At 60.4% G+C, this 25,305-nt stretch carries 22 protein-coding genes and 1 pseudogene; 10 read left to right on the top strand and 13 right to left on the bottom strand.

Annotated features, from left to right (window positions below; genetic code table 11):
* Nucleotides 1–585: 585 nt before the first annotated feature.
* Nucleotides 586–3,144: an EAL domain-containing protein gene (locus tag FYB92_RS15000; RefSeq protein ID WP_110550136.1), complete on the top strand. Its 2,559-nt coding sequence runs from the start codon at nt 586–588 to the stop codon at nt 3,142–3,144.
* Nucleotides 3,145–3,260: 116 nt separating this feature from the next.
* A complete protein-coding gene (locus tag FYB92_RS15005; protein WP_275881281.1) occupies nt 3,261–4,097 on the top strand; it encodes an IS5-like element IS1031C family transposase in 837 nt (278 codons plus the stop codon).
* A gap of 289 nt (nt 4,098–4,386) precedes the next feature.
* Here the strand turns inward: FYB92_RS15005 and FYB92_RS15010 are convergent, their stop codons facing one another.
* Together FYB92_RS15010 and FYB92_RS15015 are read right to left on the bottom strand one after the other, a co-directional pair.
* Nucleotides 4,387–5,436, bottom strand: coding sequence for an alpha-E domain-containing protein (locus FYB92_RS15010; protein ID WP_040510386.1), 1,050 nt, complete (start codon nt 5,434–5,436; stop codon nt 4,387–4,389).
* A complete protein-coding gene (locus FYB92_RS15015) occupies nt 5,418–6,890 on the bottom strand; it encodes a circularly permuted type 2 ATP-grasp protein (protein ID WP_332828909.1) in 1,473 nt (490 codons plus the stop codon). Before FYB92_RS15015 ends, FYB92_RS15010 begins: the two co-directional genes overlap by 19 nt.
* Before the next feature lie 300 nt (nt 6,891–7,190).
* Between FYB92_RS15015 and FYB92_RS15020 the strand changes: the two genes are divergently transcribed.
* From FYB92_RS15020 to FYB92_RS15030, 3 genes are all read left to right on the top strand, one after another.
* Nucleotides 7,191–8,093, top strand: coding sequence for a transglutaminase family protein (locus FYB92_RS15020; protein ID WP_081378624.1), 903 nt, complete (start codon nt 7,191–7,193; stop codon nt 8,091–8,093).
* A gap of 56 nt (nt 8,094–8,149) precedes the next feature.
* Entirely contained in the window at nt 8,150–9,226 is a 1,077-nt protein-coding gene (locus FYB92_RS15025) for a putative zinc-binding peptidase (RefSeq protein ID WP_332828910.1), read from the top strand.
* Between the two features lie 205 nt (nt 9,227–9,431).
* Complete coding sequence (locus tag FYB92_RS15030; RefSeq protein ID WP_062808532.1) at nt 9,432–9,704, top strand: hypothetical protein; 273 nt, start codon at nt 9,432–9,434, stop codon at nt 9,702–9,704.
* 282 nt (nt 9,705–9,986) lie between these two features.
* Here the strand turns inward: FYB92_RS15030 and FYB92_RS15035 are convergent, their stop codons facing one another.
* Nucleotides 9,987–10,931 carry a LysR family transcriptional regulator gene (locus FYB92_RS15035; RefSeq protein WP_075632397.1) on the bottom strand — a complete coding sequence of 315 codons (945 nt, stop codon included), beginning with the start codon at nt 10,929–10,931 and terminating at the stop codon, nt 9,987–9,989.
* Between the two features lie 103 nt (nt 10,932–11,034).
* On the opposite strand from FYB92_RS15035, the gene FYB92_RS15040 reads away from it, so the two are divergent.
* The 3 genes and pseudogenes from FYB92_RS15040 (at nt 11,035) to FYB92_RS15050 (ending at nt 13,763) form a co-directional block, all read left to right on the top strand.
* The gene (locus FYB92_RS15040; protein ID WP_332828911.1) at nt 11,035–11,778 is read left to right on the top strand and encodes a (Fe-S)-binding protein; all 744 of its coding nucleotides are present in this window, start codon (nt 11,035–11,037) and stop codon (nt 11,776–11,778) included.
* Nucleotides 11,775–13,182 (top strand): annotated as a pseudogene (locus FYB92_RS15045) (lactate utilization protein B). Before FYB92_RS15040 ends, FYB92_RS15045 begins: the two are co-directional and overlap by 4 nt.
* On the top strand, nt 13,179–13,763 hold the full coding sequence (locus FYB92_RS15050; protein WP_003617457.1) for an LUD domain-containing protein: 585 nt from the start codon (nt 13,179–13,181) through the stop codon (nt 13,761–13,763). The pseudogene FYB92_RS15045 and the gene FYB92_RS15050 overlap by 4 nt, the downstream one beginning before the upstream one ends.
* A gap of 89 nt (nt 13,764–13,852) precedes the next feature.
* On the opposite strand, the gene FYB92_RS15055 is transcribed toward FYB92_RS15050, so the two are convergent.
* From FYB92_RS15055 to FYB92_RS15065, 3 genes are all read right to left on the bottom strand, one after another.
* Complete coding sequence (locus FYB92_RS15055; RefSeq protein ID WP_003617455.1) at nt 13,853–14,122, bottom strand: HU family DNA-binding protein; 270 nt, start codon at nt 14,120–14,122, stop codon at nt 13,853–13,855.
* 514 nt (nt 14,123–14,636) lie between these two features.
* Nucleotides 14,637–16,004, bottom strand: coding sequence for a hypothetical protein (locus tag FYB92_RS15060; protein ID WP_332828912.1), 1,368 nt, complete (start codon nt 16,002–16,004; stop codon nt 14,637–14,639).
* A gap of 243 nt (nt 16,005–16,247) precedes the next feature.
* A complete protein-coding gene (locus FYB92_RS15065; protein WP_062808529.1) occupies nt 16,248–18,293 on the bottom strand; it encodes an NAD(+) synthase in 2,046 nt (681 codons plus the stop codon).
* A 248-nt stretch (nt 18,294–18,541) separates the two neighbouring features.
* On the opposite strand from FYB92_RS15065, the gene FYB92_RS15070 reads away from it, so the two are divergent.
* Nucleotides 18,542–18,712, top strand: coding sequence for a DUF1328 family protein (locus FYB92_RS15070; protein WP_200146825.1), 171 nt, complete (start codon nt 18,542–18,544; stop codon nt 18,710–18,712).
* Here the strand turns inward: FYB92_RS15070 and FYB92_RS15075 are convergent.
* From FYB92_RS15075 to FYB92_RS15105, 7 genes are all read right to left on the bottom strand, one after another.
* On the bottom strand, nt 18,669–19,154 hold the full coding sequence (locus FYB92_RS15075; RefSeq protein ID WP_040511357.1) for a disulfide bond formation protein B: 486 nt from the start codon (nt 19,152–19,154) through the stop codon (nt 18,669–18,671). The two genes, FYB92_RS15070 and FYB92_RS15075, sit on opposite strands and share 44 nt — an antisense overlap.
* 27 nt (nt 19,155–19,181) lie before the next feature.
* The gene (locus FYB92_RS15080) at nt 19,182–20,534 is read right to left on the bottom strand and encodes a trehalose-6-phosphate synthase (protein ID WP_003617447.1); all 1,353 of its coding nucleotides are present in this window, start codon (nt 20,532–20,534) and stop codon (nt 19,182–19,184) included.
* The gene (otsB, locus tag FYB92_RS15085; protein ID WP_003617445.1) at nt 20,522–21,274 is read right to left on the bottom strand and encodes a trehalose-phosphatase; all 753 of its coding nucleotides are present in this window, start codon (nt 21,272–21,274) and stop codon (nt 20,522–20,524) included. The genes FYB92_RS15080 and otsB overlap by 13 nt, the downstream gene beginning before the upstream one ends.
* A 107-nt stretch (nt 21,275–21,381) precedes the next feature.
* Nucleotides 21,382–22,125, bottom strand: coding sequence for a DUF2155 domain-containing protein (locus FYB92_RS15090; protein WP_332828913.1), 744 nt, complete (start codon nt 22,123–22,125; stop codon nt 21,382–21,384).
* A complete protein-coding gene (locus FYB92_RS15095) occupies nt 22,122–22,352 on the bottom strand; it encodes a hypothetical protein (RefSeq protein WP_003617442.1) in 231 nt (76 codons plus the stop codon). Before FYB92_RS15095 ends, FYB92_RS15090 begins: the two co-directional genes overlap by 4 nt.
* 2 nt (nt 22,353–22,354) lie before the next feature.
* The gene (locus tag FYB92_RS15100) at nt 22,355–22,999 is read right to left on the bottom strand and encodes an outer membrane lipid asymmetry maintenance protein MlaD (protein WP_062808527.1); all 645 of its coding nucleotides are present in this window, start codon (nt 22,997–22,999) and stop codon (nt 22,355–22,357) included.
* Between the two features lie 58 nt (nt 23,000–23,057).
* Nucleotides 23,058–23,426 carry an NADH-ubiquinone oxidoreductase subunit NDUFA12 family protein gene (locus tag FYB92_RS15105; protein ID WP_040511351.1) on the bottom strand — a complete coding sequence of 123 codons (369 nt, stop codon included), beginning with the start codon at nt 23,424–23,426 and terminating at the stop codon, nt 23,058–23,060.
* Nucleotides 23,427–23,656: 230 nt separating this feature from the next.
* Here FYB92_RS15105 and FYB92_RS15110 point away from each other — a divergent pair, with 230 nt between their 5' ends.
* A complete protein-coding gene (locus tag FYB92_RS15110; protein WP_239015804.1) occupies nt 23,657–25,285 on the top strand; it encodes a vitamin B12-dependent ribonucleotide reductase in 1,629 nt (542 codons plus the stop codon).
* The last annotated feature ends 20 nt before the right edge of the window (nt 25,286–25,305 follow it).

Below are 25,305 nucleotides of genomic sequence, written 5' to 3' on the forward strand. Positions count from 1 at the left end.
GACCGGGTCAGCGCTTGGATTTCCGTATTTCCGATATTCTTTTTTAACATTTATCATACATGTGTTCACATATGGCCGTTGCCCGTCATGCACACAGGAACGTTGGGGGAATTCCCCCACCAGAGTGCGGACTGCCCGTAATGTGCGCTGGCGGTGTACAGTCGCGGGACGGGAACGTTCCGGTCCCGTGATGCCGGTATGAATATGATATGACACGCAAATATCACAAAAATGTGATTTAAATTAGCCGCAACAGTTATTAATGTTTTTTAAACTTATAGAGAGGATCATAAGTTTTTGATATTATTTCACGAATTTACAAATCTACTTCTGGTGCCATGATAAAATCAGACTGCTGGATGCCTCTTTACGACAATCAGTCTCCTGCTGCCCGTTTACAATGCCCCGCCTGTTTGCTGCAGGCTTGGCCCCGATGCAACATGGGCACGGGGCCGCGATGATACGCCCGCACATCCGCATTTCATTCCCTTCATTCCCACCCGCTGCGACCCGTCATTTCCGTCGCGGGGCTTTTTGCATTTTCTGCCTGTAATCTGGTTCGCATCTGAAATTGTGGAGTTCGCCATGCCCCGGGACACCCTCGATGACACGCAGGTCACAGTCCTGCCTGCCCTTGAACAGACCATTCTGGGGGTCGTCCTGATTGATGAGACCAACACGGTTACATTCTTCAACAGCGCGGCTGAACGGCTGTGGAACTGCACGCGCGCGGATGTGCTGGGCCGCAACGTCAACGTGCTGGTCCCGCGCAAGATCCGCTCATCCCATGATGACCTGATCAAGCATAATCGCGACACGGGCATCAACAAGATCGTCGGCACCTCGCGCGAGGTGCAGGTGGAACGTTTCGACGGTACCAGCTTCTGGGCGGAACTGTCGCTGTCACGCATTTCAGTCAGCGGCAAGATCGGCTACATGGCGTTGATCCGTGACATTTCCCAGGAGGTGGCGGACCGCGAAAAAATCCGCCTGCTATCACTTGTGGTACGCGAAACCGATCGTGGGGTGGTCATCCTCGATCCTGAATTCAGGCTGATTTACGTCAACCGGGCCTTTACCGACATGTTCGGCTATGAACCCAGCCACGTCATCGGCCATGGCCTGTCGGTCATCCTGGCGGGCGACACGACGGATATCAGCACGCTGAACCAGCTTCATGCCGGGGCGCAGAATGACAAGGGCTTTACCCTGGACATCCGCGCACGGCACAAGAACGGACGCGACATCTGGGTTTCGGCCACGATGAACCCGGTGTTCGAAGACCATGGCGATATCGAGAATATCGTCGTCGTGCTGACGGACATTACAGAAAACCATTTCCTCGAAACGTTGCAGCGCGACGCGCTGGAGGCAATCTCCAGCGATCTCAGCCTGCGCGAAATCATGGATTTCATCTGCCGCCGCATTGAAAATAACGGCCTCGACGTGATGCCCGCCATCTTTACGGTGGATAACAGTTCCAAGCTGAAATGCGTCGGTCGCGCCAGCCTGCCGCTGTCGCTGGTCGAACTGTTCGATTCCCTTGAAATCGGGCCGGATGTCGGCAGCAGCGGCGTCGCCGCCTATACCGGGAAAAGCATTACCTCCCCCGATATCGAGATTGACCCCAAATGGCTGACGCTGCGTTCGGCGGCCATGCGCAACGGCATCCGCGCCGCATGGGCCACCCCCATCGTGCTGCGTGGCGGCAGGGTGGCCGGGGTGTTCACCCTGTATTTCCGCACCAAGCGCCAGCCGCAATCATGGTGCCAGAAGGCCGTCAGCGCCAGCCTGCACCTGTGTACGCTGGCGCTGGAGCGGTACGAGGCAAAGGAACATATCGCCAAGCTGTCGCATTTCGATACGCTGACGGGCCTGCCGAACCGGATGTGGCTGCGCCAGCACCTCGACAAGATGCTGCGCCGTCCCACACGCGGCAATTTCATGCTGCTGTCGTTGGGACTGGATAATTTCAAGAACATCAACGATGTCTTCGGCCATGCGGCGGGCGATGACCTGATTTCCTATATCGCGACGCAACTGCGTGATGCGATCGGCATCGACGACACGATCGTACGGTCCGGCGGCGATCAGTTCACGATCATCACCAGCGGCATCCAGCAGCATGCGTCATCCCTGTCTGACATGGTCCTGCGCCTGCTGTCCCAACCGATGCAGGTAGGCGACGTATCCGTCACATTTTCCGCCAGCATCGGGATCAGCGTCTATCCCGAGAATGGTGAGGCGGGGGAGACACTGCTCAAGCATGCCGAAACGGCGATGTTCCAGGCAAAGGCGCATGGGGGGGCCAATTACTGCTTCTTCAGCCCCAAGATGAACCAGCAGGCTACGGACCGCCTGATCCTTGCTGCGGCGTTGCGTGATGCGATTGCGCATGATCGCCTGCGCCTTGTCTATCAGCCGCAGGTACATGCCCGCACGGGCAAGATGTATGGGGTGGAGGCGCTGTCACGCTGGAACGACCCGACCCTTGGCTTCATTTCCCCTGCGCGCTTCATCGCCGTGGCGGAGGAAACAGGACAGATCGAGGCCATCGGCAAATGGTCGATGCGCGCGGCATGCCGCCAGATGGCCGAATGGATCCGCGACGGGATTGATGTCCCCACCGTGTCGGTCAACCTGTCCCCGCTGCATTTCCGCGATGAAAAGCTGCCGGAATTCGTGGCGGAAGTCCTGGAAGAAACAGGTATCCCGCCTGCACGCCTGATGGTGGAAATTACCGAAAGCACGATGATCGACAATTATGACCGCACCATCAAGGCCGCACAGGCGTTGCGTGAACTGGGGGTCGGCATGTCGATGGACGATTTCGGGACCGGCTTCTCCAGCCTGTCGAACCTTGCTGGCCTGCCGGTCAATGAGGTGAAGATCGACCGCAGCTTCATGAACGGTCTGGAAACAGTGGACAAGGTCCGTTCGGTCGTAACCGCGGTGATCCGCATTGGCCAGAGTCTGGGCATGACCGTGGTTGCCGAAGGGGTGGAGCATGAAGAACAGCGCCAGATCCTGGTCAACATGGATTGCGATGTGCTGCAGGGCTACATGTTCTCAAAGCCGCTTGCCTCTGACGACCTCATCACATGGCTTGCGGGCTATACGCCCAAGGAAATTGCCCCGGCCTGACGGCAGGGGTGAGCAAGAGCTTCCGGGTGCCGCCTTTTTCTAAGAGCCTGATCCGAAAGTTTTTGAACAATACCAGCATGTTGTGATTCATCCGTCTTTGCGAAGAGATGGAGTGAATGGTGGCATGGACTGGTATTGCCCGACACGAACATAGCCGGGAGGGATTGCGATATCCATCGGATATGACGGATGCGGAGTGGGCTTTGATTATGCCGTTCGTGCCCCCGGCGAAACGGGGCGGACGGCCTCGCACGGCGGATATGCGCGAGGTTGTAAACGCGATACTCTATATCGCCTCGGGTGGGTGTGCGTGGCGTCTGCTGCCGAAATGCTTTCCACCGGTCTCGACCGTCAGGCGCTACTTTTACGCATGGCGTGATGCCGGACTGTTCGAAGCGATGAACACAGTACTGGTCATGAACCTGCGGGAGATCGAAGGGCGTAAGGCCTCCCCGAGCGCGGGCGTGATTGATAGCCAGTCGGTGAAAACCACGGAAAGTGGGGGAATTTCCGGTTATGACGCTGGAAAGAAGGTCAAAGGTCGCAAGCGCCATATTCTGACGGATACCTGCGGCTTCCTGATCTTCCTCCTTGTTCATGCCGCTGACATTCAGGATCGTGACGGGGCTGTCGATGTCCTGGCGGCAATACGCAAACACTTTCCATGGCTTCGCCACATCTTCGCCGATGGCGGCTATGCCGGTAATAAACTGCGATCCGCGCTCGCCAGCATGGGAAAATGGACGGTCGAAATCATCAGGCGATCAGACACAGCCAGAGGCTTTGAAATCCTGCCTCGCCGCTGGGTGGTCGAACGAACATTCGCCTGGCTCGGTCGATGCAGGCGGCTCGCCAAAGACTGGGAAAAGTCCATAGCCTCATCAACAGCGTGGACTTTGATCGCCTCAATCCGCATGCTGACCCGCAGAACCGCAAGGCATTGTCAGTGCTGAAAAACTTTCGAATCAGGTTCTTAGAGAGTGTTTGAAAACAACTCACTGATAAAAAACACGAAAAGTTTTTGGGTGCTGCCTTTTTTTAAAAAGGCGGCGTCTTCTGAAGCTTTTTGGAAAAAGCTTCACCAAAAACTTTTATGATTTCAGGATGTTATTGAGACTTACTTTTCAAACAGTCTTTTAAAAAAGCGGCGTGACCCGGGGGGGAGTGGAAATATCCGCGCGCGGCACGCCCTTGCATTTTATATGGGGTCACCCACCCCCGGCGGGGGCATGGCCACGCGCATTACTGCACCTGCCCCCCTGACATCGCGACCGATACAGGCACCGGCACGGCAGGCCAGAACGCCTGCATGATTTCCTCCTGAATCTGGCGCAACTGGCACTGCATCCATTCCATATATTCATGCAGGCCGCGCCCGATGATTTCCTCGGCGGTCTGTTCCGCAAGGGTTACGCGCAATTCCTCCACCCGTTCAAGGATGTGGCTGCTGTGGCGCAGGCGATATTCCCCCGACAGCAACCCCAACGCGGAATGAACCTGACGCAGGCTGGTGGAAAGTGAACGCGGAAACCCATCATTTTTGAGCAGGAATCCGACGATGTTCACCGGTGTCATCCCCGATGGCAGCACACGGCGGAACGCGTGATAGGCCGCAGCAGATCGCAGGACGGATGTCCACTGGCTGGTGTCGATATCAGACCCGACATCAACCCCGCGCGGCAACAGGATGTGATATTTGATATCCAACAGGCGGGTGATCTGGTCCGCCCGTTCCAGATATTTGCCCAGCACATAGAACAGCCATGCCTGATCACGGTACAACGTGCCTTCGGTAATGCCGAAATGGGTCTGGCATTCCTGTTTCAGGCGCGTGCAGATGCCCGACAGGCTGCCGGCCCGGACATCGCGCGGCGTCAGGTCGCGCACCCATTGCGTAAAGACGTTCAGGTGCATCCACATTTCCGTGGAAATCAGTGGACGCAACGCCCGGGCATTTTCACGCACGCCATGGGCCATCCCGGCAATGGAACCGGGATTGTCACGTTCGGTGATATAAAATCCCACGACCGCATGTTCCGAAGCCTCCTCATGTATTGCATGGAAACGGTCCTCGTCCGCGTTGATCTGCAGCAGGGATTCCCACCCCGCATGACCATTGCGGGGACGGACAAAGGTGCCCGTCACCTCAATCAGGCGGGCAAGGTTTTCGATGCGCTCCATATAACGCGCCATCCATGTCATGCTCTCGGCATAACGTGACAGCAGGTTATGAAGGCCCGGCAGGACGGGTGTGGGGAAAACCGAAAGATTTTTCATGACGCAAGCACCCATGTGTCCTTTGAACCACCCCCCTGCGAGGAATTGACCACCAGCGATCCCTTGCGCAACGCCACGCGCGACAGGCCACCGGGCAGCACCCATGTATCCTTGCCCGTCACGGCGAAGGGACGCAGGTCCACATGTCGCGCCTCCAGCCCGGCCGGACACAATGTGGGTGAAACCGACAGGTTGATGACGGGCTGGCTGATATAATTGGCGGGATCAGCCATCAGGCGCGCACGGAAATCATCCAGTTCGGCCGCCGTGGCATGCGGCCCGATCAGCAGCCCATACCCCCCGGATTCCCCAACCGGCTTGACCACGAGATGTTCAAGATTCGCCAGCGTGTAATCCAGCCCCGCCTTCTCCGCGCAGATATGGGTTTCCACATTATCAAGGATGGGGTCCTGATCCAGATAATACCGGATGATACGCGGCATATAGGCATAGACCGCCTTGTCATCGGCAACACCGGTCCCAAGGGCATTGGCGATGGTGACATTCCCCCGGCGATAGGCATTCACCAGCCCCGGCACACCAAGCAGGCTGTCGGGATTGAAGACCTCCGGGTCAAGGAAATCGTCATTCAGGCGACGATAGATCGTATGGACCGGCGACAGCCCCGCGACCGTACGCATGAAAACGCGACCATCGACAACCATGAGGTCACGCCCCTCTACAAGGGGAATGCCCATTTCGCGTGCAAGGAAGACATGTTCGAAATACGCCGCATTATAAATACCCGGCGACAGCAGCACGACCTGCGGGTCGTCCACGCCCTGCGGCGCGGTTTCCGCCAGCGCGCGATGCAGGCGGGGGCCATATTCGTCAACCGGGCGGATATCCAGACCGGAGGCAAGGTCAGGCATCATGCGCAACATCATGTGCCGGTTTTCAATGACATAGGACACGCCCGACGGCGTGCGGGCGTTATCCTCCAATATCAGGAAACGCCCGGCGGGGTCGCGCACCAGGTCCGTGCCGTTGACATGGACATAGACCCCGCCCGGCACGTCAAGCCCCACCATCGCGGAACAGTAATTGGCATTGCCCAGCACCATTTCCGACGGGATGATCCCGTCACGCAGGATGTGGCGGTCATGGTAAATGTCCCACAGGAACAGGTTGATCGCCTGCACGCGCTGACGCACGCCGCGTTCCACATGATCCCATTCCGCCGCCGTCAGGATCCGCGGCACCACGTCAAAGGGCAGGATGCGGTCGATGGCCTGATTATCGGTATAGACGGTAAAGGTAATACCCAGGCGATAAAGCTGTGCCTCCACCGCCGCGGTGCGACGGCGCAGCTCATCAAGCTCGAAATGCGCCAGCCGGTCGCGCACGCAGCGCAGGCCCGGAGTGGCGGGATCGGCACGGTGCATGAGTTCGCAAAAGGACGATGGCACGTCATATGTCGCAAACAGCCCCGCGCCCTGTCCCTGGCCGCGCCCCACCGTATCATTCATGCCCCTGCTCCCGTACCCTTGGCGGAAGGGGGGTCAGGCGTGACGGAAACATGCCCACCCACCTGCCATTTCGTTACGCTTACGACTTAGCGGAGCAAGAAAACACGTTCTTGCCAAGGTGAAATCTGCATGCCATTTCCTTTTTTCGCCATTCCTTCAACGAAATGACCACAGCGTATGGTGCTGCTGGCAAAGTCATGCAATGCATGGGGGGCGCGTGCCTGATACATTGTACGCATGGCGGTCCGGGAACATGATGCCTTTTCTTGTACGACATGCTTTCGTGAAAGCCCCCCTGTGATGAACCGGCCCGTCACGCTGGTTCACCGGACAAGCTACCATTACGACCGCCCGGTTTTCCTTGGCCCCCAGACCATCCGCCTGCGCCCGCACGCGGCATGCCCGACCCCCATCGTATCCTATGCCATGGATATTGCGCCCCATGACCACCACAGGACATGGCGACATGATGATTTTGGCAACCACGAAGCCCACATCACATTTGACCGGCAGGTTCGTGATTTCGACATCACGGTGCGCCTGACGGCGGACCTTGCCCCAGCAACAGGTTCCGCCCCGTGCGCCGAGCTTATCCCCACCCCGGCCCCGGCGCTTGGCACCTTCATGACGCCACAGGCCGCCGGGCCGCACCTGCGCGCCTTCGTTGCGGAGGCCGCGTCGATCCACACTGCCGACCCATGCGCCCGGCTGGCGGCGATCAACCGGATGATTGCCACCCGCACCACCTACCGCACCCGCATGGAGGCCGGTGTCTGGGACGCCGAAGAAACACTGGGCCGCCAGACGGGATCATGCCGTGACAGCGCGTGGCTGTTCATACAGGTCCTGCGCCACATGGGCATACCCGCGCGTTTCGTGTCGGGATACCTGATACAACCCGATGCCAGCGGCACGACATGCGACCTGCATGCCTGGGCACAGGCCCATATCCCCGACATCGGATGGGTGGGGTTCGACACCACGTCGGGACTGCTGACGTCACGGGGACACATCGCGCTGGCAGCGGCGGCACATCCCGAACAGGTCGCCCCGGTTTCAGGGCTGCTCGACAGTTGTAACGCAACCCTCGACGTTTCGATGACCCTTCATCATGCAGGCCGCAGCGACAACACAAAGGCCCATGAGATAAAGGCCCAGAAGATAAAGGACTGTCACGACCCACACGGGAATGCCATATCCTGACTTTCCCCATGGGGCGTGGCACATGCACCCCTTCGCGTTACGGAAAGCAAACAGCCGTGCAACTCTTTTCATGCCAGTCTTGCGATCAGGTCCTGTTTTTCGAAAATACGGCCTGCGAACGCTGTGGGCACCGGCTAGGCTATATCCCCACCCTTAACAGCCTGTCTGCACTGACCCCGACCGAAGATGGCAACGCATGGCATGCGCTTGATACACGTGCAGATGACGGCCCTTACCGATTCTGCGCCAACCATGCCCATGGAACCTGCAACTGGCTGATCCCCGCCAGCCAGCCCGGACAGGCATTCTGCGTTGCATGCCAGTTCAACCGCATCATCCCCAACCTGTCCGTGCCCGGCAACCTGGAACGATGGCACAAGATCGAAATCGCCAAGCATCGCCTGTTCTATACGTTGCTGCGCCTTCACCTGCCGATGCATACGCGCCAACAGGACCCCACAGAGGGGCTGGCCTTCGATTTCCTTGATGACGCACCCAAGGGGCCACCGGTCATGACGGGGCACCAGAACGGCCTGATCACCATCGCCCTGCGCGAAGCCGATGATGCCCAGCGCGAGAAGATGCGCATGGAAATGGGCGAACATTACCGCACGCTGCTGGGCCATTTCCGCCATGAAATCGGACATTATTACTGGAACCTGCTGGTACGCGACGAGCAGTTCCTGACGCAATGCAGGGCCATTTTCGGCGATGACCGCATGGATTACCAACAGGCGTTGCAACGGCATTATGAAAATGGGCCACCACAGGGATGGCGGACGCATTATGTCAGCGAATACGCCACCTGCCACCCGTGGGAGGATTTTGCAGAGACATGGGCGCATTACCTGCACATCGTCTCCACGCTGGAAACGGCATGGGCCTATGGCATGACGGTGCGTGAACAGCCCGGCAATCCACAGAGCCAGCGCGCCATGATTGACGACAATCCCTATGACGTGGCGGCATTCGATACCATTGCGCAGGGGTGGCTGCCACTGACCTATGCCGTCAACAGCCTGAACCGGTCCATGGGACTGGCGGATTTCTATCCTTTCGTGCTGACACCGGCCATTCTGCGCAAGCTGTCATTTATCCATACGCTGGTACATGCGGCACGTGACAGACAGTAAAACCCGTCACACCGCAAACAAATCTTGTGGAACACCCATGATCCATGTCCAGAATCGTATAGTCTTGTCCGCCCTTAATATATTTATTAAAAAACTATAAATTTATTTTTCAATTATTTCGGACTGAAACATTTGTACACATTAAAGACACTATAAGGTCGCGTTCATAATGCTTTATTGATGAAATAAATAGGAGGGACATTTCATGAAGTTTACACGTTTCCTGATGATTGCCGGTGTTGCTGGTGCCCTTGGTGCGTATGGCGTTCCCGCCATGGCGCAGGACGAGCAAAACAACCACCACCACGAAGAGCGCCATGAAGAGCAGGGCAACCACGGCGAACATCGCGATGGCGAAAATGGTGGCGAGCATAAAGAAGGTGAGCACCATGAAGGTGAACATCACGAGGGCAGGCACCATGGCGGCAAGCACCACAACCACGACGGCAACACCAGCAACGACAGCAACAACAACTGACCTGCCGTGATCCCGCCTGAATGGCGGGCCGTGATTGGTTATGAAGGGAGAACTCCCATAGAGGGGTTCCCCCTTTTTACCATGTCCATCTGAAATCGACCCACGGGTAAATGAGAATGAAAGTTCAGATTCCCAAAGAATCCGCTTTCAAAAACATCACAAAAACATTGTCTTTTTGAACAGCCCGCGTCCAAAAGCTTTCATTGTTCTTTCCCAACCGGCCATTGCCCAACCGCCCCTATCGCCCACTGTCCTGTAGGCGTCAGCTTTTAGGGCAATTTTTCAGGTACTCTCCGGGGGATCGGACGTCATCCCGTCCCCCTCTGGCAATTGCATATCACGGCACGAATCACGCAAGATCGCCACGAAATGCGCAATCAGCGGCGAATGCTGCCCCGCGCGTATTGCAATCGCCAGGTCCGCCTTGGGCGCCTTGGGCCCCAGCGAGTGATAGGTCACCCCCCCCGAATGGATCTGGTGCAGTGATTGTGGCACCACAGAAATGCCAAGACCCGCCGCAACCAGCGGTACGGTCGAGGCGATCTGCGGGGCCTGCTGTCCCATACGGGGGGTAAAGCCCGCATTCTGGCACGCCGACAGGATGGCGTCATGAAACCCGGGACCAAGTTCGCGCGGAAAGATGATCAATGGTTCATCCGCCAGCATCTCAAGCTCCAGCCTTGGGCGGGAGGCCAGCTCGTGCCCCTTGGGCAGCGCCACCACCGTTGGTTCCGCCAGCAGGGGCGAAACAACCAGCCCCTCCCCCCCATCGGGCACAGGGGGGCGGACGATTGCGATGTCGATGGCCCGGTCATGCAACGCCTTGCGCAGGGCGGGCGTATTGCTTTCCTCCAGCGAGATGGTGACATCAGGCCATTCCTCGCGAAAGTGGCGCACCGTCTGCGGGATCAGCGGCAACAGCGACACCGCCCCCGCCAGCCCGACCCGCAGGTGCCCACGTTCACCCCGCGCAAGGCCGGTCGCGATGGACAGGAACTGCTGTTGCATGCCAAGGATGGCCTTGGCCTGATCCATCAGTACGACGCCCACATCCGTCAGACGCACCCCACGTGTCAGCCGCTGGAACAGCAGGACGCCAAGTTCGTTCTCGAACTGCTTGATCTGCTGGCTCAGGGGGGGCTGCTCTATCCCCAACTGTTCGGCCGCGCGTGTGAAACTGCCATTTTCCGCGACAGCGACAAAATAGCGTAGATGTCTTAAATCCATTTGCCATATAAATAATATATGGAAACCTAGTTCAATATATATTTGACGCCATAACATACCATGCGCCACGTTCCCCCCATCTGTTACGGATGAGTGCTCCCTGATGAAGATTGGCCTGTTTATTCCCTGTTATATTGATGCTTTCTACCCGCAGGCCGGCATTGCCACGCTGGAGTTGCTGGAAAAACTGGGACAGGATGTCGAATACCCGCTTGACCAGACGTGCTGTGGACAGCCAATGGGCAATTCCGGCTGCAATTCCGATGCCGCCGCTGCCGAGGCCCTGTTCGTGCGCAACTTCGCCCGGTTTGACAAGATCGTCATGCCATCAGGCAGTTGCACGCATCATGTACGCGACAATTTCGACGCCATCCTCCAGACCGATGAGGTCCGTCATGTGCGTGAAAACACCTATGAACTGGTGGAATTCCTGCATGACATCCTGAAGGTGGAGGAATTCCCATGGGCGGAGTTCAACCACACAGTCGGCCTGCATAACAGTTGCGGCACCCTGCGCTCACTCCGCACCGCCAGCATGTCGGAACTGGGTGAAAAGCCGTTTTCCAAGCCGATGGACCTGCTGACGAAGGTCAAGGGCATCCGTTTTGCGACCCCCAAGCGGCCTGACGAATGCTGTGGTTTCGGCGGCACATTCTCCGTCACGGAAGAAGCGGTGTCCGCACGGATGGGCGTGGACAAGGTGCGCGACCATTACCAGGCCGGCGCGGAATATATCGTATCGGCGGATTCGTCGTGCGTGATGCACCAGCAGGGCTGCGCCGAACGTGCCGGTATCCCGATCCGCTTCATCCATATCGCACAGATCCTGAACGGAGCACGGTCATGAGCAACAGGCCGGTCAACCACGCCAGAGCCGCCGAAAAAATTCCTCGAAGATGCCCCCCACCTGCAGTTCCATGATGAACGCCTGTGGGACATGCGCCAGAAACGCGATGACCAGATGCACATGCTGCCCGAATGGCAGGAACTGCGCACCGAGGCCTCGCGCATCAAGGAACATACGCTCGCCCGCCTGCCGGAATATCTGGAGCAGTTCGAGGAGAACGCAAAGAAAAACGGCATTCACGTCCACTGGGCACGTGACGGGGCGGAACATAACCGTATCGTGGGCGAGATCCTCCAAGCCCACAACGCACGCAGCCTGATCAAAAGCAAGTCGATGGTCACTGAAGAATGTGACATGCGGCCCTACCTTGAAAAACGCGGCGTCACCGTCACCGAAACCGACCTTGGCGAACGCATCCAGCAGCTTGACGATCAGCTTCCCAGCCACATCGTCGTACCCGCCGTGCATAAGCTGACATCGGATGTCGCACGCATCTTTGCCAAGGATTACAAGACCGACCCCGACATCCGCGACCCCCATCTGCTGGCGGAGGCACAACGACAGGCGGCCCGTCCCGTAATCCTGCACGCCGATGCGGGGATGACGGGCGGCAATTTCGTCGTCGCGGAAACCGGCACCTTTGTCGTCTGTACGAACGAAGGCAATGCCGACCTCAGCGCCACCGTGCCAAACCTGCATATCGCAACCATCGGCATCGAACGCCTTGTGCCGCGCATGGCCGACCTTGGTGTTTTCATCCGCCTGCTGTCACGCAGTGCGCTGGGATCGCCCATCACGCAATACACAACGCATTTCCGTGGCCCGCAGAAGGGGGGCGAAATGCATGTCGTCTTCGTCGATAACGGGCGCTCCGCACGGCTGGGGATGGAGGATTTCTGGACCTCGCTCAAATGCATCCGTTGCGGGGCGTGCATGAATACCTGCCCCGTCTATCGCCGGTCGGGTGGCCTGTCCTATGGCGCGGTGTATTCGGGACCGATCGGGGCGATCATCGACCCGACCTTCAACGAACGCAAATACAGCACCCTGCCCTATGCCTCCACGCTGAATGGCAGTTGCACCAATGTCTGCCCGGTCAAGATCAACATCCACGAACAGTTGTACAAATGGCGCCGCGTGCTGGTGCAGCACCATGAAATGCCGTTCGTCAAGCGTGAGATCATGCACATGGCGGGCAAGCTGATGGGACAGCCAAAGCTGTACCGCGCCGCCATCAGCGCCACGGAAACAGCCCTGGGCACGCTGCCACGCTTTGCGCTGTATAACTGGCTCAATCCATGGGGCAAGCACCGCGAAAATCCCCATCCGGTCAAACAGACATTCCATGCATGGTACAAGGCCAACCGGACAGACAAGGCCAGCAAGACCGAGGACTCACGATGAACGCGCGCGATACAATCCTTCAGGCCCTGCGCACCAACCGCCCCGCGCCAGAGCAGTATCCCCTGCCGCCCGTTGTGACGCTGGGCAATCTTGACGCCAGCGTGGAACGGTTCGTTGCCTCGCTCAAGCTCCTGGGCGGGGACGTGATGGAACGTCAGGGTGACGAAACGCTTGACGCGGCAATCGCACGACGTTTCCCCGATGCGCGCAATGTCTGTTCCGCCGTGCCCGAAACCAACGGCACGATGCGCGCGGAAACCCTGAAAACCCCACAGGACGCCCAGGATGTGGACATCGCGGTCGTACGCGCGGCCTTCGGCATTGCGGAGACGGGGTCAATTTTCCTGAGCGAGGCGCAATTGCCCCTGAATTCATTGGCGCATCTGGCACAGCATATCGTCATCCTGCTGTCGCCGGGCGAGATCACGGCCAATATGCACACGGCCTATCAGACGCGGCCGGAATTCCACACTGCGCATTATGGCGTGTTGATGAGCGGCCCTTCCGCAACGGCGGATATCCAGGGCGTGCTGATCCGCGGCGCGCAGGGCGTACGTAGCCTGAGCGTATGGTTCACCTGATCCGGCCCACGGGCCGTGCCACAGTGATAGATGTCACATGATATATGTGCCCGCCGACCGTCACATGACGGTCGGCGGGCAAAGTTATATCAGACAGCCTTTTTCAGGTTGGGACTCGCCTTGAAACGGACGGTCTTGCCTGCCTTGACCTTGACAGGTTCGCCAGTGCGCGGATTAAGCGCCTTGCGAGCCTTGGTTTTCTTGACGGTAAAAGTACCGAATGACGGCAGGGTGAACCCACCTTCGCGCTTCAGTTCCTTGATAATAGCTTCCATCAGGTCCGAAGCAGCCTGGTTGGCGGCCACGCCAGTGCAATCGATCGAATCCTGAATCACGGCGGCAATAAAGGCTTTGCTCATCGAGACTGTCTGCTCCTTTCAAACCATGCTGTATAAAATCAGGTCATATCCTGTCCCCGCCCGCGATGGTGCATGAACCATCATGGCCGGGAGGTCGCGGGTTGTAACGCGGCAGATAGAGTTACGCCAGAGAATTTTTGTCATTACATGCCAAATATTGCTGTTCTGATCAGCAAAAGCGTCATCCCTTACCGAAGTAGACGATATGATACCAACTTTGGCGAAGAGGGAATGTTTTATATCGAATATGCATCATTATTTCACATTCCTGTCATCTTTCCCCGGACAGGCATCCCCGCAAAATGCCCGAAAAGACCAGCAGGAATCAGGGACAACACCATGCCACATGTCGCATCATGGCATCATGGCATCATGGCATCATATGCGCGCATACCTGAAATCGCCCCAGATACCCCGCCCCGTCACGTGAGGGAAATAAAAAATCCGCCCCGGCCATTTCCCGGGACGGATCATCTGTGGATCAATTGGCAGGCAACAGCGCCGTCATCAGACCCTATGCCTTGAAATTCTGTGCGCCGAGGTCTGTCACACCCACGAAGGTCACGCGCGTATGGTCCGACAGGGACACCGTGGTATTGCCACCGGCCACGGTTGCGGCGGCGATCATGTCCTGCAGGGACGCCTGCGTCATGTTGTACCCACTCAGTTGCACGACATTTCCCGATGACTTGCCAAAATCCTTGATGATGTCCTGGCCGCCTGCATGCCCCTTGATAAAGATGAAATCATTGATGCCATTGGCGCCGGACATCGTGTCGTTGCCACTGCCACCGATCAGGGTGTTATGGCCGCTGCCGCCGATGGCAGTGATGTCACCCGTCGAATTGCTGCCATCGAACAGTTCATTGCCTGCCCCCTGGCTGCCATCAAAATCGGTATAGGTGTCATCGCTGGCGGTAATGTTCAGGTCATCGGTGCCAGCCGCGCCATAAATGGTGCTGCGCCATGCGCTTACGGTGGCGCTACCGCGGGCATTGAGGAACCGCAGGCAGCCATCGACACTGACATCGCCGCCGGTCGGATCGTTGATCGTCACGAATCCGGTGGCGGAAATCGTATCCCCCGCCTCGCTGTTCATCGTCTGCGCCTCCAGCAGGTCTTCAAGCCCGTACAGGCCCTGCTGGTTCATCAGGGTGACACTGTCATCCGTGCCGCCGGTGATCGTGCTGCCGCCATGCACGGTCATGCTGTTGTCGCTGCCGGTATCGGTCACACGCGACTTTGCCCCAAGGTCAAGGCTGGAACCGCCAGAAACCGACCCCTTGCTTTCAAGCGTGACGTTCTGTGCCGCGCCAGCAGCGGAATAAACGGTATCCGCGCCTTTCAGGTCCAGCGTGTTGTTGGCGGCGGCAAGGTAGATCGCGGCCGCCCCGATGCCGGCATTGATCGTGTCCTGACCGGTGCCGGTGCTGATGGTGTCGCGCCCGGCACCGGTATTGATGACGTAATCACCCGACCCGCCGACAAACACGTTATTGCCTGATGCCGCCGTAAAGACCCCGGACTGGCTGCCGGCGGTATAGGTCACGCCGCCGCTGTCACCCGCGATCACATCCACCGGCGTCGTGACACCCGTGGCGTTGACGGATACGGCCTGACTGAGCGTCTGCCCGTTCAGGCCACCGATGACGATGCCTGCATCGCTGCCATCAAGGGTATAGGTCCCGCCTGACGTGATATCGACGAAGGTGCGGGCGGCGGTGGCCTGGTTCGTGCCGGTCGTCGCACTGACCATCGTGTCATCCGCCAGCGTCGCAGTCACCTGCTGCGCATATTGCTGGGCAAGGGTATTGGTGAACGTACTGTCAGTGGCAATGGATACGGTACTGCCCTGCGCACCCGTGATGCTTACAGCCTGCATGCTTTGCGCTCCCTGTTCCGTGGTGCGGACATGGGCCACGCGCCCTGCCACCAACCTGTTCCGACCTGTGGGGGGATATCCATGCGTTACGGAACAACCGCCTGCATCCCACCGTGAATGGGGCCGCCGCCGTCACCAGCGCGGCGTACCCGATCCCGCACGCAGGAATTAGACAGAAGGAAGTTAACAATTCTCGAAGACGGCAGGCCGGGCCGACGGATTGCGCAAATTGGCCGGCAGGCGTTACTTCAGGGGAACAGCGCGCTCTATTTCCTCGACCCACAAGCGCGCATTCCCATCTGATGGCGCACGCCAGTCGCCGCGCGGTGACAATGCCCCACCCGCCAGCACCTTGGGGCCGTTGGGCATGGCGGAACGCTTGAACTGGCTGAAGCCAAAGAAGCGCTCCACGAACACCAGCAGCCAGCGACGGATCTCCTCCAGCGGGTAGGCCACCTTGCGATCATCGGGGAATCCGGGTGGCCATGCCCCACACGTGGCATCACCCCAGGCATGGTACGCCATGAACGCGATGCGCGACGGGCGGAACCCATGGCGCAGGATATAATACAGGTTAAAGTCCTGCAGGGCGTATGGGCCGATTCGTGCCTCGGTGCTCTGGACCGGGTGCCCCTCATGCGCGGGGATCAGTTCGGGCGAAATTTCCGTATCGAGGATGTCACGCAAGATGACACAGGTCCGCGCATCCTCTGCCCCGCTGGACATGACCCAGCGGATCAGGTGCTGGATCAGCGTTTTGGGCAGGCCGGCATTGACATTGTAATGCGACATCTGGTCCCCCACGCCATAGGTACACCACCCCAGCGCAAGTTCGGACAGATCACCTGTGCCAATGACGATGCCCCCTGACTGGTTCGCCAGCCGGAACAGGAAATCGGTGCGCAACCCGGCCTGCACATTTTCAAACGTTACATCATATACCGCCGCCCCCCCGGCAAAGGGGTGCCCCATCTGTTCCAGCATCATGCGTGCGGTTGGCCGGATGTCGATTTCCGCCGCCGTGACGCCAAGGGCCTCCATCAACGCCAGTGCGTTGGAACGTGTTCCCGCCGTCGTACCGAATCCGGGCATGGTATAGGCCATCACCACATCGCGCCCCAGCCCGAGTTCATCCGCCGCCCTGACCGCGACCAGCAGTGCGTGCGTGGAATCAAGCCCCCCCGAAATGCCGATCACCATGCGTCGTGCGCCCGATGTCCGCATCCGCTGCTTCAGCGCGGACACCTGAATGGCAAATGCCTCGTAGCAGTCCTGCTCAAGCTGGGTGGGATCGGACGGCACGAAGGGAAAGCGTGCGATGTCGCGCCGCAGCCCGATGTCACGCATCGGTGGATCAAGGACAAACCCCACCCGCCGCCATGTGCCATCCCCGCCTGCCGCGCGGCGGTTGTCGCCAAATGTGCCCATGCGCATGCGTTCCTGCCGCAGCAGGTCAAGATCGACATCCGCCACCGCACGCACGGCACCTGTGGGAAAGCGGGCACTGCGCGCAAGGACCGCCCCATTTTCAAACACCGAAACCTGTCCGTCCCAGGCAAGGTCTGTGGTCGATTCCCCCTCACCCGCGGCGGCATAGACATAGGCGCAGAGGCACCGCGCCGTATGGGCCTGGCACAGCAGGGTGCGGGTCTGCGCCTTGCCAACCGTGATGTCACTGGCGGACAGGTTGGCGATCACGCTTGCCCCCGCCAATGCGGCATGGGTGCTGGGGGGCTGGGGCACCCACATATCCTCGCAGATTTCCACCCCAAGCGTCAGGCCCGGCACGTCAGCCGCATCGAACAGGAGGTCCGTCCCGAACGGCGCGTCCTGTCCGCCGACGCGGATATGCCTGTCGCGCACGCCCGCGCCGGGGGCGAACTGCCGCGCCTCATAGAATTCACGGTAATTGGGCAGGTAGGACTTGGGCACCACGCCAAGGACGCGGCCACGGTGGATCACGATGGCGCAGTTATACAGTTCGCCCCCATGACACAACGGCGCACCCACCACCAGCACCGGCAACAGCCCGGCCGTGGCCGCCGCCAGTTCGGCCACGGCCGCATCCACACGCTCCAGCACGACATCCTGCTGGCGCAGGTCCTCAATGGCATAACCGCACAGGCCGAGTTCGGGGAAAACCGCAACCGCCACCCCATCCGCGTCACAGGCGCCTGCCTGCTGTACAGTGCGCGCGACATTGGCCTGCGGGTCCGCCAGCGCCACCGGCAGCGTGCAGGCCGCGACCCGCGCGAACCCATGACGATAGAGTGCGTGGAAATCCGTCATGAAACTGCCTCCGCCTGATGCCGCAACCCGGCCACGTAGCGCCCCTACGTACCGCCCCCACGGGACAGCGCACGCAGCACGGACCGTCAGATGTAGTCCTACATCCAGCCCGTCACAAACCCCCGGCCTTCACGATATGCCCATCGCGATGAACTTCATCGGGAGTGAAACATTTATACTGCATGCATGGGCGTCGGCGACGCACAGGCACCATGCGACATACCAACTGAAGGAACGCGGATATGGACCTGTTACGCTGGACCATCACTTTCCTCGTCCTGGCCCTGATCGCTGCGGTTTTCGGGTTTGGCGGGATTTCATCGACCTTCGCCTATTTCGGGAAGGTCCTGTTCTTTATCTTTATCATACTGTTCGTCATTGGATTGTTTTTCGGCCGCGGCCGCGGAAGCGTCCCTTGACCTTCAGCCCCCGTGGCACCAGCAACAGCAGCCCAAGGGCGTAAAGCCCGCTAAGTGCGGTCATGGAAACCGGCAGCCACGCAATCAGGTAGGTCGGGGCATCACATGGCTTTGCCGGACGCGCGGGCATCGACGCCAGCCGTTCGGCAAAGGTGCCACCATGAAAGGTGGGGGCCATGCATTCCGGCAGCGGACTGGGCCACCACCCCTGTTCCACCCCGACATGCAGCACGGACAACCCACATGACACCAGCAGAACCGGCATGCACAGCCACAGCATGACGCGGGCCGTATCACGGGGCAGCACCATGGTCCCAAGCCCCAGCCCCACCAGCACGCGATAGGGCCATCTTTCCCACAGGCACAACCCGCATGGGACATGTCCCAGCACGTGTTCCGTCCACCACGCCAGAGCGAGCGCCAGCGCACCCGCCAGCGCCATCACAAATCCTGTGCCTTTCATCATTCCTTACGAAGAAACACAAACAGGTGCCTCGTCAAGCGCCTGCAGGAAATCATTGGCCCAGCTTACGGCAGTCGTGCGGCTGACTTCCTTTTCCAACGCGATCCAGCGGGTCTGGCGTTCGGGGCGCTGCATCGTCAGCGCCTGATGCAGCGCATCGGCAATTTCGTCCGTGTCATAGGGATTGACCAGAATCGCTTCGTCCAGTTCGGGCGCCGCCCCGGCGAAATGCGACAGGATCAGCACACCGGGATCTGCCGGGTCCTGTGCCGCGATATATTCCTTGGCCACAAGGTTCATGCCATCACGCAGCGGCGTAATCAGCGCCACATCCGCCATGCGATAGAACCCGGCCAGCACGTCGCGCGAAATCGGACGGGTGATATAGCGGATCGGCGTCCAGTCGAATTCGGAATAGGCCCCGTTGATCCGTCCCGTCAGTTCATCAAGCTGACAGCGTAACTGTCGGTATTCCTCCACATTGCCGCGTGAAATCGGGGCGACCTGCAGGAACGTGACCTTGCCACGATGTTCGGGATAGCGCGAGAGCAGCGCCTCGTATCCCTTGAAACGTTCGGGCAAGCCCTTGGAATAATCCAGCCGGTCCACACCCAGCACCAGTTGCGCCCCGCGCAGGCTGTCATGCAACCGGCTGACCTCCGGCCCTTCCATGCTGGTTTCGGCCTGCGCGCGGAATTCCACCGGGTCTATGCCGATCGGGAACGCCTGCCCACGTTCGGCCATGTGATTCATACGCAGCGCATGGTTCAGGTTTTCCGCGTCCTCGGGCGTCTGCACACCAACGAGGTCATAGCTCTGCATATCCTCCAGCAGCAATTCCGCACCCGGCAGTGCGCGCACCAGACTCCATGGCGGGAAGGGGATATGCAGGAAAAATCCGATGCGGCACTTTACCCCAAGGTCACGCAGCGCCTGCCCAAGCGGAAACAGGTGGTAGTCATGGATCCAGATCGTGTCGTCGGACCGCAAAAGCGGGCGCAACGTGCGCGCGAACATGGCATTGACGCCCAGATACATCTCCCAGTCCATGCGGGAATAGTTCATCAGCCCGACACGATAATGGAACAGCGGCCACAAGATGCCGTTGGAAAAATTCTGGTAAAACCCGTCATGCTGCGCGCGGGTCAGGTCGATGGTGGCATAGGTGACGTTCCCCACCTGGTCGATACCGGGGGTGGGGTCCCCCTCCATCTGCTCCACCTGCCGACCGGACCAGCCAAACCACAGGGCATCGCCTTCACGCAGGGCATCTTTCAACCCGACGGCAAGCCCACCTGCGGGCTGGTTGCGCTCCCGCGGGGCGGGAACACGGTTCGATACGATAATCAGGCGCCCCATGTGTCAGCCCCCCCACATGCCAGTGCCCCAAGCCATGCCCGCACGGCGGCGGGATCGGTAAAGTCACGCGGGATACGCAGGCCGATCCCGCCAAGTGCGACCGCCGCGCGTATCCCGTCCTCGTCCGTTACATCATCGCCGATGAACACGGGATAACGCCCCGCGAACGGCGCCGCCTTCATCAGATCACGCACCGCGTGGCCCTTGTCGATACCGGCGGGACGGATTTCCCACGCCATCTTGGCTTCCTGCACATGGAAACGCGGGTCGGACACGACCCAGCCATCGGCCACCTCACGCAGGGCCGGACCGGCATCGGGCGCGCCACGGAAATGCAGGACAACGGCCGCCTTCTTGCGCTCGATCCGCACGCCGGGATATTCCGCCGCCAGCGCGTCCGCCTGCACCAGCCATGCGGACGGCACGGCCGGCAGGTTGGCGCGCACGATGGAACCGCCGGGGCTGCGGCGCACGGCGATGCCATGTTCCCCCGCCACGGCATAGGGCACATCGCCCAGGAAGAAGTCGATCTGGTCAATCGGGCGGCCCGAAATGACCGCCACCGCATTCCCGCATTTCGCCCGCAACCGCCGCAATGTCGCCAGCAGCCCGGCCTGCACCTTCACCGATTCGGGTGTCGGCGCGATTTCCACCAGAGTCCCGTCGAAATCCAGCAAGAACGCGGTCTTGTCCGGGGGGGGCATGTCGCCATGGCCAGGCAGGAAAGACATCAGGCTCATCATGTTTCATGACCTCCGGGAAACCGAACAGGCGAAAATATCGACGCAAACGAAGGGAACGGTACTGCCCGCCCCCCGTTTACGTGGCGTCGAACCATGCTTGCATATCAATGCAGCAAGAGTGGGGCAGCCGCCGAATTATCTTCCGCTGCCGGTGGCGGGGCGGCCATGGGCGCAACGGGGGACGACAGCGAAGGGGCTGCCGGGCGCGCCGGGGGCGGCGATGACGGCTGAGGCGGAAGGGGCGGCAACGGCGGCAGGGTCGTCGCCTGCTGCGGTGTGGCCGTCTGCGGTGTGGCCGGGGACGCCGCACCATCGGGTGTCATGGCGGCTGTCCCCAACGCCGCGGCAGAGGGGGCGGCAGGAACGTCGGCAGGGGTGGCCTGCTGCTGCACCACCGCAAGCGGCGGGGGAATCGGGGCGACATCCGCCCCGGCACACCCGACAACCTGCACGTCATAAAGCGGATTCTGAAAAAGGCCGAGCGCGGGTTCCTGCGTCAGCATCCAGCCATCAAAGGGGGTCATGCCCTCATGCGCGTCACGCACGGCAAGCCACGCCGCCGTGTCAGCAGGCAGCGTCGGCGGCCGTTCAAGACAGGCCCGCGCATGCAGCGTCAGGCTTTTGTAGGTCGCATCCTGCCCGGCGGGAATATTGAGGATCTGCACATGGGCATCAAGCTTGTCGAGGATACGCACGATCGCGACGCCACGCCCCTTCCACGTATCAGGCGGATACATCACGGGGGGCGCCAGCCACTGCGGCGCATCGGCATGGGCCACAACAGGAAGGACCATGCCCCCGCACAGCAGCAAGCTGGCGAAGGCGGCAACACGCATCTGCCGGATCATGCGTGCGGGCTCCGCATCCTGTTGACCAGTTCAGTCAGGATACGCCGCATCTGCGCCTCATCCACACCCATCAGGATCGCATCCTCGAACGCGTCGCGCATGACATCATGCAGTTCGACATAATTTTCACGCAGCACCACCAGTTTTTCCCGACATGACACCGGCTGTCCATCGGGTTGGGGCCAGATCGCGGGAATCGCATCATCTTCACTCTCACCGTGTCCCATCGTCACGGCGCCTTGCCCACGGCAGGCGCATCAAGTGGCGCAAGAGGGGGTGGGGCAGATGTGGGAGTGCCAGACGTGGCAGGGGAAGGTGCGACAGAGGCAGGCGCAACAGGGGAAGTTACTACAGGGGACGCGCCGGACTGCTGCGCATGGGCACGCGCCTGATTGGCCTGCGTCAATGTGTCGGTGACGGAGAAGATGAACTTGCTAAGCAACTGTTCGAGGCTGATGGACCCCTGCGTTTCCCCGATCGTGGCGCCGGGGCGCAGCATCCTGTCATCCCCGCCGGGGGACAACGCGATATATTTCCCGCCCAACAGGCTGTCACTGGTGATGATGGCCGCCGTATCATCGGGCAGCCTGATATCGGGGCGCACCGTAAAGGTCACGCCCGCGGCGAATGTTTTGGGGTCAACCCGTTCCTCAACGACCTGTCCCACCGTAATCCCGGCAAGGCGCACGTCCGACCCGACGGCAAGCCCGTCGATATGCGCGAACGATGCATTCAGGCGGTATCCACTTTCGGCGGGCCGACCCTTGTCAATCACGGCATAGGCCAGAAACCCGCCCAGCAATGCAAGGACCGCGAACCCGGCCAGAAGATCAGCCGGCTTCCGTTCCGGACGCGCTGAAACCGCAGCAACCATGACGCGATGCTTTCCCAAAATCGATCAGCATCACCCATAACAGGTTATGCCGTGCGTTTCACCCTTCGGGGAACCATGCATCATAATCGCTGGTGGTTGAAGCCCGCTGCCCGCCGCGATAATCGCTGCCGGGCGGGCGATAGGCATCGGGCGTGCCGGTCTGGTTGGGCTGGTACGGGGCCTGCCACGCCTTGCGCGCGCTTTCGGGCAAGGGGGCGTCATCGACATGATGCAGCCATCCCCACCATTCCGGCGGGACGGCGGACGCATCCTCCCCCTTGTGATAGATGACCCAGCGTTCGTGCCGCTTCAGACCTCCACCGGTCCGGTTGGCCGTGCGGGCCTCATAATAGCACCGGCCATCGGCATCCTTGCCAACCAGCCGGCCCTTGAATCTGGTATAGATACGGGTGCCGAGATTTGCCATGACCCGCAACCTAGCGGCATTTTCCGCGAACACGGCGTCACATCTGCGGGATCGCGCACATATCGTGCCCATATCGCACGCATCACGCCGCGACCGTGCCGCCGCCAATGGCCCCATGCGTCATTCACACAAAGTTATCCCCCATATCCACGATATACAGTGGAATGTATAGTTGCGACTCCCCTTCCACCGGGTTCCGGCCGGATGGCAGGCGGGGATAAACTGCCCCCATGACAGCACGAAGCCACTGGAACGGCGTTCGCATGCGTACCGTGCAGGCCGCCGCGGACCCCGACGATACCCCCCGCACCGTCACACTTCCCGCCGATTGGGACGATACGGCGGCGGAAGCGCTTGCGCGGCTGACGCCGGGCCACCGTCCCATCGACCTGACGCACGAGGCGGCGCGATGGATTGATGACCTGTGCGCGGGCGATACCGCCGGGCCGGCCATCGAACCGGTCGCGCGCTCGCTCTCGTGCCTGCTGCTGCTGCGCCAGGCCGCCCCGACAGAGGCGCTGTGGCACGGGCATTTCGACCGCAGGCCGGGATTTATCGTCAACCTTGCCGCATTCGTGCATCCCGACATCGGCTTCCGTGCCGATGATTTTGTGGCCGCGCTGCGCCTGCTGGCCCGCGTGCTGCGCGCCATCGCGCAACAGAAGGCGGCGCTGCGCAACGGGGAACTGCCGCTTGGTGATCCCGCACCGACCCCGGCCACGATGCCCGATGACATGGCGGGAACACGCACGATGGTCGCGGGGGAAATCCTGCTGACCAACCTTGATGCCTGCCTTGCGGGCCTTGGCCTTGATTACAATAGCGAGGGCGGACGCGACGCGGCATGCAGCCTTGTCGCGCTGGCGACGCTGGTGGCCCACGCAGGCGAAGGCGCGGACGCCCTGCCCCTGCCGCCCGTGCGCAGCGTTGTCCCCGGCGTGAACCAGATCGCACGCACCGTATGGCAGGATGCGGCGGTGGAAACCGAACGCCCCATGGCGCGTGTGGAAACCGGCTTTTCCGCCCCCGGCCCGATCGACGCACTGCTTGGGGTCGAAGCATGCGGGCTGGCCCCGGCATTTTCCCCCCTGCGTCCCGACGGGCGCCTGGCGACAAGCACGCTGGCGCGACTGGCATGCCGTGGCCTGACGCTGGAGGCTGCTTTTGCCGCCACACTGGCGGGCGATGTCGTGCTGCCCCTGCCTGATGCGTCCTCCCACCAGTCGATGTATCGCGCGCTTGCCGGGTTTATCGACCGCATGCCACCACGCCCCGATTGCGTGCGTGACACGTTGCAGACCCGCGCACTGCTGGAACGTGGCGTGCGCCGCCCGTTGCCCCCCCGCCATGGCGGCTTTACCCAAAAGGCCAGTGTCGGCGGTCACCGCCTGTACCTGCGCACTGGCGAATACGAAGACGGGACGCTGGGCGAAATCTCGATCACGCCCACGCGCGAAAGCCCGATGACACGTGGCCTGATGGACAGTCTGGGACAGGCCGTCAGCATCGGCCTGCAATATGGCGCGCCGCTGGAAACCTATATCGAGGCCTTTGCCTACAGCCATTTCGGCCCAGCCGGGACGGTCGAAGGTGATGCGGTTGCATCCTATGCGACATCCATGCTGGACTACGCCTTCAGGGCATTGTCCGATGCCTATCTTGGCCGCAGGCTGCCTGATGCCCCGCATGAGGACAGCATGATACCGACGCCATCGCCCATGCTGCCGCTGGACCTTCCTGCGCGTGAACATGCCGCACAGGGGCACATGGCCAAGGGACACCCGGCCAATGGGCATTCGGGCGGTGACAATGACGAAACGCCGCCACCGCGACGCGGCAGGCTGCGGCTGGTTGTATGACGGCGCACGTGCGCCAGTGA

Origin of the sequence: Novacetimonas sp. GS1, from assembly GCF_036686925.1 — a bacterium.
GTDB classification, from domain to species: Bacteria; Pseudomonadota; Alphaproteobacteria; order Acetobacterales; family Acetobacteraceae; genus Novacetimonas; species Novacetimonas hansenii.

Coding starts and splice junctions, on each gene's coding strand:
- FYB92_RS15000 (WP_110550136.1), top strand. CDS start 586: ATGCCCCGGGACACCCTCGATGACACGCAGGTCACAGTCCTGCCTGCC.
- FYB92_RS15100 (WP_062808527.1), bottom strand. CDS start 22,999: ATGGTTGCTGCGGTTTCAGCGCGTCCGGAACGGAAGCCGGCTGATCTT.
- FYB92_RS15105 (WP_040511351.1), bottom strand. CDS start 23,426: ATGGCAAATCTCGGCACCCGTATCTATACCAGATTCAAGGGCCGGCTG.
- FYB92_RS15035 (WP_075632397.1), bottom strand. CDS start 10,931: ATGGATTTAAGACATCTACGCTATTTTGTCGCTGTCGCGGAAAATGGC.
- FYB92_RS15030 (WP_062808532.1), top strand. CDS start 9,432: ATGAAGTTTACACGTTTCCTGATGATTGCCGGTGTTGCTGGTGCCCTT.
- FYB92_RS15055 (WP_003617455.1), bottom strand. CDS start 14,122: ATGAGCAAAGCCTTTATTGCCGCCGTGATTCAGGATTCGATCGATTGC.
- FYB92_RS15040 (WP_332828911.1), top strand. CDS start 11,035: ATGAAGATTGGCCTGTTTATTCCCTGTTATATTGATGCTTTCTACCCG.
- FYB92_RS15065 (WP_062808529.1), bottom strand. CDS start 18,293: ATGACGGATTTCCACGCACTCTATCGTCATGGGTTCGCGCGGGTCGCG.
- FYB92_RS15110 (WP_239015804.1), top strand. CDS start 23,657: ATGACAGCACGAAGCCACTGGAACGGCGTTCGCATGCGTACCGTGCAG.
- FYB92_RS15005 (WP_275881281.1), top strand. CDS start 3,261: ATGGTGGCATGGACTGGTATTGCCCGACACGAACATAGCCGGGAGGGA.
- FYB92_RS15020 (WP_081378624.1), top strand. CDS start 7,191: ATGAACCGGCCCGTCACGCTGGTTCACCGGACAAGCTACCATTACGAC.
- FYB92_RS15015 (WP_332828909.1), bottom strand. CDS start 6,890: ATGAATGATACGGTGGGGCGCGGCCAGGGACAGGGCGCGGGGCTGTTT.
- FYB92_RS15095 (WP_003617442.1), bottom strand. CDS start 22,352: ATGGGACACGGTGAGAGTGAAGATGATGCGATTCCCGCGATCTGGCCC.
- FYB92_RS15060 (WP_332828912.1), bottom strand. CDS start 16,004: ATGCAGGCTGTAAGCATCACGGGTGCGCAGGGCAGTACCGTATCCATT.
- otsB (WP_003617445.1), bottom strand. CDS start 21,274: ATGAGCCTGATGTCTTTCCTGCCTGGCCATGGCGACATGCCCCCCCCG.
- FYB92_RS15010 (WP_040510386.1), bottom strand. CDS start 5,436: ATGGGTGCTTGCGTCATGAAAAATCTTTCGGTTTTCCCCACACCCGTC.
- FYB92_RS15090 (WP_332828913.1), bottom strand. CDS start 22,125: ATGATCCGGCAGATGCGTGTTGCCGCCTTCGCCAGCTTGCTGCTGTGC.
- FYB92_RS15050 (WP_003617457.1), top strand. CDS start 13,179: ATGAACGCGCGCGATACAATCCTTCAGGCCCTGCGCACCAACCGCCCC.
- FYB92_RS15075 (WP_040511357.1), bottom strand. CDS start 19,154: ATGGCGCTGGCGGGTGCGCTGGCGCTCGCTCTGGCGTGGTGGACGGAA.
- FYB92_RS15080 (WP_003617447.1), bottom strand. CDS start 20,534: ATGGGGCGCCTGATTATCGTATCGAACCGTGTTCCCGCCCCGCGGGAG.